At 71.4% G+C, this 6013-nt stretch carries 10 protein-coding genes and 1 tRNA gene; 1 reads left to right on the forward strand and 10 read right to left on the reverse strand.

Annotated features, from left to right (window positions below; genetic code table 11):
- Window positions 1-46: 46 nt before the first annotated feature.
- The 7 genes from AOK15_RS29710 to AOK15_RS29735 form a co-directional block, all read right to left on the reverse strand.
- Complete coding sequence (locus AOK15_RS29710; RefSeq protein ID WP_055521427.1) at window positions 47-340, reverse strand: Dabb family protein; 294 nt, start codon at window positions 338-340, stop codon at window positions 47-49.
- A gap of 40 nt (window positions 341-380) precedes the next feature.
- Window positions 381-557, reverse strand: coding sequence for a hypothetical protein (locus AOK15_RS45775; RefSeq protein ID WP_099966503.1), 177 nt, complete (start codon window positions 555-557; stop codon window positions 381-383).
- A gap of 211 nt (window positions 558-768) precedes the next feature.
- The gene (locus AOK15_RS29715) at window positions 769-1338 is read right to left on the reverse strand and encodes a DUF4232 domain-containing protein (protein ID WP_055521428.1); all 570 of its coding nucleotides are present in this window, start codon (window positions 1336-1338) and stop codon (window positions 769-771) included.
- A gap of 247 nt (window positions 1339-1585) precedes the next feature.
- A tRNA-Ser gene (locus AOK15_RS29720) sits at window positions 1586-1670 on the reverse strand.
- Between the two features lie 78 nt (window positions 1671-1748).
- A complete protein-coding gene (gene tadA / locus AOK15_RS29725; RefSeq protein WP_055521429.1) occupies window positions 1749-2180 on the reverse strand; it encodes a tRNA adenosine(34) deaminase TadA in 432 nt (143 codons plus the stop codon).
- A gap of 202 nt (window positions 2181-2382) precedes the next feature.
- Window positions 2383-2916 (reverse strand): tRNA adenosine deaminase-associated protein, encoded by a 534-nt coding sequence (locus tag AOK15_RS29730; protein WP_055521430.1) that lies wholly within the window; start codon window positions 2914-2916, stop codon window positions 2383-2385.
- Window positions 2917-3266: 350 nt separating this feature from the next.
- Window positions 3267-3467, reverse strand: coding sequence for a hypothetical protein (locus AOK15_RS29735; protein ID WP_055521432.1), 201 nt, complete (start codon window positions 3465-3467; stop codon window positions 3267-3269).
- 326 nt (window positions 3468-3793) lie between these two features.
- Between AOK15_RS29735 and upp the strand changes: the two genes are divergently transcribed.
- Complete coding sequence (upp, locus tag AOK15_RS29740) at window positions 3794-4429, forward strand: uracil phosphoribosyltransferase (RefSeq protein WP_055521433.1); 636 nt, start codon at window positions 3794-3796, stop codon at window positions 4427-4429.
- A 24-nt stretch (window positions 4430-4453) separates the two neighbouring features.
- Here the strand turns inward: upp and AOK15_RS29745 are convergent, their stop codons facing one another.
- The 3 genes from AOK15_RS29745 to AOK15_RS46205 all read right to left on the reverse strand — a co-directional run.
- The gene (locus AOK15_RS29745) at window positions 4454-5095 is read right to left on the reverse strand and encodes a LytR C-terminal domain-containing protein (protein WP_055521431.1); all 642 of its coding nucleotides are present in this window, start codon (window positions 5093-5095) and stop codon (window positions 4454-4456) included.
- Between the two features lie 139 nt (window positions 5096-5234).
- Complete coding sequence (locus tag AOK15_RS29750; RefSeq protein ID WP_003999914.1) at window positions 5235-5531, reverse strand: type II toxin-antitoxin system VapB family antitoxin; 297 nt, start codon at window positions 5529-5531, stop codon at window positions 5235-5237.
- Window positions 5532-5716: 185 nt separating this feature from the next.
- A partial coding sequence (locus AOK15_RS46205) for a hypothetical protein (RefSeq protein ID WP_205632258.1) occupies window positions 5717-6013 on the reverse strand: 297 nt, incomplete at its 5' end.

The raw sequence follows: 6013 nt of genomic DNA on the forward strand, positions 1-6013 counted from the left end.
GGTGCGGGGCGGGCCGTACGGGCGTATGGGCGGGACGCCCGGCGGATCAGTACTCGTAGTCCGCGATCACCCAGGTGGCGAACTCCCGCCACAGAGCGACGCCGGCCTGGTGGGCGGGGTGCTCGACGTAGCGACGCAGGGAGTCCGCGTCGTCGAACGCCGAGTTGATCGCGAAGTCGTACGCGATGGGCCGGTCGCTGATGTTCCAGCCCAGCTCCCAGTGGCGCAGCTCCGCGATGGTGCCGTCGAGCGCCCGGAAGGCCTTCTCGCCCTCGACGACGCGCGGGTCGTCGCGCTCGACGCCCTCGTTGAGCTTGAACAGGACCAGGTGGCGGATCATGAGCGCTCCGGGAGAGTCGTACGACGCGTGGTGCTGCGGGTCATTCCGCCCCGTCGGCGATCCAGGTGAAGAAGTCACCGATGGACTGGGCGGCGGTCGAGACGCCCTCGAACCCTATCTGGACGTAGTCCGCGGCCTTGGCCGGGTCCGTGATGATCACGTACAGCACGAAGACCACGAGCACATACAGCGCGATCTTCTTCCCCTGCACCGCCACAGCGGCCTCCCCCGCCTCATATGTCCCTGTCCACCGGCGGCGAGTGTAACCCGATCATGCGTTCGCAGGAGATCCCCGGAACGCGGGAAGGGCCCCACCTGACGGTGAGGCCCTTCTTCAGCGGTGGCGGAGGACTCCCGCCCGTCTCGCGAACGGCCGTGAGCGGCCGTCAACGGCCGTGAACGGCGGCTGGACCGTGGGGACGGTGGGGTCAGGAAGGCTTGACCGCCGTGACCGGGGTGACGGTCACCTTGTTGTCGCACTCGGCCCACACCCCGTCCTTCAGGGCGACCTGGTGCTTCCCGGAGCGCGGCAGACCGATGACCATGGTCGGATACGTCACCGGGTCCTTGCCCGACTTGCAGTAGCCGTCGGCCTCCCCGTGGACCTGGACGAACGTCAGCTTCACCCACGCCTTGCCACGCGGCCGGACCTTCACGGTGGCCGCCTTGCCCTTACGGGTGACCTTGAGCGGGGTGTTGTGGGCGGGGGAGCCGTTGCCGGCGCCCGCGACCGTCGGATGGCCCTTCAGGACGCATGTCTTCCGGGAGACGTTCTTGAACTGCACGACCGCCGCCCCGGTTCCGGTCCCGACGGGCCGGTGGACGGCCTGCCAGGCGCTGACCTGGAGGGCGGAGGTCTTGCAGGCGGGCGGCGGGGTGGCGGCGGTGGTGCCGGCCGCCATGGCGGTGCCGGGCAGGATGCCGGCCACCGCCGCCGCGACGGCCGTGACCGCCGTCGTCGCCAGAGCCGCCCTGCGAATGCCGTTGCTGTGTCGCATGCTGTCGTCCCCCTGAGTCGTCTCGTCCGCAGGTTTCGGTCGTCGGTTGTCGCCCCGCGGTACGTGTGGTCGTGGTACGTGAGTGCAGATAGGGCGGGAGAGCGGCAAGGTTCCGCGCGGCGACTACTCGTGACGGAACGGTGACGACAGGCTGTACCCGTGCGGATGGCGAGTCGTGGATCTCTTCGCCCTGGGACGGAAGCCGAAGAGGCGCCCGGTCCTGGGGACCGGGCGCCTCTTCCATCTGCGGTAGCGGAGGGATTTGAACCCTCGGTGACTTGCGCCACACTCGCTTTCGAGGCGAGCTCCTTCGGCCGCTCGGACACGCTACCGAGGGAGACCTTACAGCAAGGTGGGGCGTGCTTTGAAATCGATATACGGGCAGGCCCGGGAGCGCTGCCGCGGGCGGTTCAGCGGAGGCGGAAGAAGTCCGTGAGGAGCCGGGCGCAGTCGTCGGCGAGGACGCCCTCGACGACCTCTGGGCGGTGGTTGAGGCGGCGGTCGCGCACGACGTCCCAGAGGGAACCGGCCGCCCCGGCCTTCTCGTCGCGGGCGCCGTAGACGACCCGGTCGACCCGGGACTGCACGATCGCGCCCGCGCACATCGTGCAGGGTTCGAGGGTGACGACCAGGGTGCAGCCGGTCAGCCGCCACTCGCCGAGTGCGGCGGCGGCACGGCGGACGGCCAGTACCTCGGCGTGGGCCGTCGGATCGCCGGTCGCCTCACGTTCGTTGTGCCCGGTGGCCAGGACGGTCGTGCCGTCCGGGGACAGGACGACGGCGCCGACCGGGACGTCGCCGCCCGCGGTGGCCCGCCCGGCCTCGTCCAGGGCGAGCCGCATCGCGGGCCGCCAGCGGTCGCGTACCGGATCGGGGCCCGGTGCCTCTGCGTCGGTTGCTTCGGTCACCCGGGGAACCTAGCGGATCGGCCGTCGGCGAACCGTCCGGGAGCCACCCCGAGGCCCGAGGCCCGAGGCCCGAAGCCCGAGGCCTGCGTGCCGCCCGCCGCCGGGCCGCCGTCGTACCGACAGGCCCGGCGACGACCTAGCGGACCGTCTCCAGGACCTCCGAGGCGCCCAGGGCCTCGGCGATGGAGTTGAGGGCGTCGTCGGCGCCGAGGGCGCGCAGTTCCTTCTCGCTCACGCCGAGGTCGTCGAGGATCTCGGTGTCGCCGACGGGGCTGTGCGGCACGGTCTCGGCGGCCGTGCCGTCGTCATCATCGTCGTCGTCGTCGGGCTCACCGTCCTCCGTACCGTCGAGGTCGAGGGAGTCCAGGTCGGGACCGTCGTCTCCCGGCTCCTTTCCGAGCAGTTCGGCCGTGAGCAGGATCTCGCCGTAGCTGCTGCGGGCAGCGGCGGCGGCGTCCGAGATGTAGATACGAGGGTCGTCCTCGCCATCGATGCGGACGACGCCGAACCAGGCGTCCTCCTGCTCGATGAGCACCAGCACCGTGTCGTCGTCGGGCGAGGCTTCACGGGCCAGGTCGGTCAGATCCGACAGGGTCTCCACATCGTCGAGCTCTGTGTCGCTCGCTTCCCACCCGTCTTCGGTGCGCGCGAGCAGTGCGGCGAAGTACACCGTGACTCTCCCACTGGTCATAGGCGTGCCGGTTGGGGGTCCCCCCGGCGGAGGTCGATGGGCGGGGAGTGCTGTCCTCCGAGCCCCACCCACTCGGAATCGTGGCAGAAACAGAGCGCCCAGGGGACGTCTTCGGCTCCCTGTGTCCGGCAGTTTTGATCGCCGGTCGGGCAAGGCGTTCACCTGCGCACCTGTTGCCGCCACCTGCGGATCGTACGCGGACTTCCCCGCCGCATACGCACGGCCACCCCGTGAGCGCCCCGCGCATGCCCCGTGAGCACCTCGCCAGGGCCCCGAGTGGGGGCGTACGGGTGTGTCGAACGGGGTTGTTCGCGTGGCTTTCGGCCGGGCTACCAGCGGAAGGTGCGCATGCGCATCGCGTGCCGGAGCCGGGCCGCCTTGGCCCGGCGCGGCTGCACCCGGTCGCGCAGTTCCCGTGCCTCGGTCAGCTCCCGCAGGAACTGGGCCCGCCGACGCCTCCGCGCGGCGTCACTCTGCTCGTCGGGGTCGGCGGCGCCCGCGTCGGTGTCGGCTTCCGCCGGTTCCCGCAGGTCCGTGCCCCGTGGGCGTTTCCCGTCCGTCGCGCGCCGCGGGTCCCCGTCCGCTCCTCGCTGTCCTTCCCGGTTCGTCCCCCGCGACCGTGTCCCGCCCGTCCTCCGCGGACGCCGGGACTCGTCGTCCACTCCCGCCATGGGTTCACCACCGTCCGGCATCGGCTCACCACCCCCGCCATGTCCCTCCCACTTTCCCTCCGGCGGCGGGTTTGATGCCATCGGAAGGGTGAACCACGCGGGTCGGGGTTGCTGTGCGGCGGGTGAACGGTTCCGCGGCCGGGGACGGGGAGCCCGCCGCTGTCACCCCCGTTACTGTTGTGGTCATGCGTCTCCACGTCGTCGACCACCCCCTGGTCGCCCACAAGCTCACCACGCTGCGCGACCAGCGCACCGACTCCCCGACCTTCCGTCGTCTCGCCGACGAGCTGGTCACCCTGCTCGCCTACGAGGCCACCCGTGACGTGCGCACGGAGCAGGTCGACATCGAGACGCCGGTCGCCCGGACCACGGGCGTCAAGCTCTCGCACCCGCGCCCCCTGGTGGTGCCGATCCTGCGCGCCGGCCTCGGCATGCTCGACGGCATGGTCCGGCTGTTGCCGACCGCCGAGGTGGGCTTCCTGGGCATGATCCGCAACGAGGAGACGCTGGAGGCATCCACGTACGCCACGCGGATGCCCGAGGATCTCTCGGGGCGTCAGGTGTACGTCCTGGACCCGATGCTCGCCACCGGCGGCACCCTGGTCGCCGCGATCCGTGAGCTGATCGCCCGGGGCGCCGACGACGTGACCGCCGTGGTGCTCCTCGCCGCGCCCGAGGGCGTGGAGTTGATGGAGCGCGAGCTGGCGGGCACCCCGGTGACGGTCGTGACGGCCGCGGTCGACCAGCACCTGAACGAGCACGGCTACATCGTGCCGGGCCTGGGCGACGCGGGGGACCGGCTGTACGGGGCGGCCGAGTAGGACCGCCCGAGCCCCTCGCGGGGCTCAGCAGGTCTTCGTCGGTGTGGGCGTCGGCTTGGGCCTGGTCAGTTCGGCCAGGGCCGCGTCGGCGTCCTTCTGCTTGCTGAGGGCCTTGAACCCGGTGCCGATGACGAGGTCGACCTCGGTGGCCTTCTTGCGGCCGTCGGTCTTCAGCCGGGCGCCGGCGAGCTGGGTGTTGAGGACGGGCAGCGCCGTGTCCTCGGCCGCCTTCGCGCCGAGCAGCAGGGCGGTGCCCTTGACCTTCTTGTCGTACTCCTCCGACGCGTTGCCCACGTTCCCGATGCGGAAGCCGCGTTTCTTCAGTTCCTCGGCGGTGTCCTTGGCGAGGCCCGAGCGGGGCGTCGCGTTGAGGACGTTGACGGTGATCTTCCCGGGCGCCGGATACGACTCGGGCTTGCCGGAGGTCTTGCCGCCCGCCTTGCCCGCTGTCGGGGAGGGGCTCACCCGGGCCGAGCAGTCCGCCTTGGGGCCGGCCGCGGCAGCCTGGTCGTCGCCGGTGAAGACGTCGATGAGCTGCAGGGTTCCCCAACCGACCAGGCCCAGCGCGGTCGTGGACGCGACGACCGCGAGAACGAGCCTGCGGCGCCTCTTCGGTCGGCGCAGCCGCGGGTACTTGTCCCCCGTGATCCGGTACTGGCCGCCCATGCCGGGAGGAGTCAGCATGCTCATGGGCGCAGCGTAGTGCCGTTGGGCGGCGATGCCTACTAGATGATCATTGGCCGCGGGGCAGTCCAACCCGAAAGGGCCAACCGGCGCCTCGGCCCACCGGAACGCGGGGGTCCGGTCAGTCCAGTTCGAGGACGCGGGCGTGCAGGACCTGGCGCTGCTGGAGGGCCGCGCGTACGGCGCGGTGGAGGCCGTCCTCCAGATAAAGGTCGCCCTGCCACTTCACCACGTGCGCGAAGAGGTCGCCGTAGAACGTGGAGTCCTCGGCGAGGAGGGTTTCCAGGTCCAGCTGCCCCTTGGTCGTCACGAGCTGATCGAGGCGGACCGGGCGCGGCGCGACGTCCGCCCACTGCCGGGTGCTTTCCCGGCCGTGGTCGGGGTACGGCCGGCCGTTTCCGATGCGCTTGAAGATCACACGGAAAGCCTACCGGTCGAGACGTTCCGGGCGCAGCCATGGCGACGGAGTGCGACCCGGGAAAAGGTTCCGTGAATCGGTCAAACGGCGCATTCCCTGCGGTCCGGTGGCGTGTGGTCCCCGCTGTCCCCGCGGTCCGAGTGCCCTGGAACCCATGGCTCCAGGGCACTCGGGCGGGGCCCGGTTCAGTCGGCTTCGGGGGCCTTCGGGCGGTGTCGTTCCCCGCCCTCGGGGCCCCGACCGCGTTCCGGGTGCTGCTCGGGGCGTGCCTTGGGTGCGCTGCGCACGGCCTCCGCGCGGAGGAGGGCGCGCAGGACCGTGTACGGGTCGTTGGGCATGGCGGTGGTCCTGTCCTGTGCGGGGTTCTGTGCCGGTTTCCCGCCGCGGTTGCTCGCGGGGGTGAGCTGCGGGAACGGCTCGTTCAGCAGCGCAGGACGACGGAGCGCAGGACGTGCGGGGCGGACGGGGGCCGGGGCGCGGCC

Source organism: Streptomyces ossamyceticus, from assembly GCF_001418475.1.
Taxonomy (GTDB): Bacteria; Actinomycetota; Actinomycetes; order Streptomycetales; family Streptomycetaceae; genus Streptomyces; species Streptomyces ossamyceticus.

Coding starts and splice junctions, on each gene's coding strand:
- AOK15_RS29715 (WP_055521428.1), bottom strand. CDS start 1,338: ATGCGACACAGCAACGGCATTCGCAGGGCGGCTCTGGCGACGACGGCG.
- upp (WP_055521433.1), top strand. CDS start 3,794: ATGCGTCTCCACGTCGTCGACCACCCCCTGGTCGCCCACAAGCTCACC.
- AOK15_RS29710 (WP_055521427.1), bottom strand. CDS start 340: ATGATCCGCCACCTGGTCCTGTTCAAGCTCAACGAGGGCGTCGAGCGC.
- tadA (WP_055521429.1), bottom strand. CDS start 2,180: ATGCGGCTCGCCCTGGACGAGGCCGGGCGGGCCACCGCGGGCGGCGAC.
- AOK15_RS29745 (WP_055521431.1), bottom strand. CDS start 5,095: ATGGGCGGCCAGTACCGGATCACGGGGGACAAGTACCCGCGGCTGCGC.